Below are 396 nucleotides of genomic sequence, written 5' to 3' on the forward strand. Positions count from 1 at the left end.
CCCATATGAGCAAATTGATGAAGAAATCTTACCGCAGCCAAAACCGAAGAAAAAACGTAAAGTTGAAGAAGACGGTTTTGACGACTACATTGAAGAAGATGAAGATGACTTTGACGATGCAGACGGAAATGCAGACGAAGAAGATGATGTAGAAGATTTGGACAAGGTTCTTGAAGATGAAGACGGAGACGACGATGATCTTGATGATTTAGATGAAGATGAAGAAGACGACTTCGCTGAAGAAGAACTTGAGTATGATGAAACTGAAGAAGAAGAAGAGGAAGAACTGTAGTTCTTGACTTTTCATTATCGTCCATGTAGAATCATTTTTGGGCTCTTTAAAAAAGGACGATAATACTTTTAAAGTGTAAATATAAAAGAAAATTGCTCCCTACT

1 pseudogene is annotated in these 396 nt (G+C 36.9%); it reads left to right on the forward strand.

Going from position 1 to position 396, the window contains the following annotated elements:
* Positions 1-292, forward strand: a pseudogene (locus tag MR170_RS31170) (DNA-directed RNA polymerase subunit delta); the annotation flags it as partial.
* Positions 293-396 lie beyond the last annotated feature (104 nt).

The organism is Bacillus cereus group sp. BfR-BA-01524 (assembly GCF_022662595.1).
Classification (GTDB): domain Bacteria; phylum Bacillota; class Bacilli; order Bacillales; family Bacillaceae_G; genus Bacillus_A; species Bacillus_A thuringiensis_S.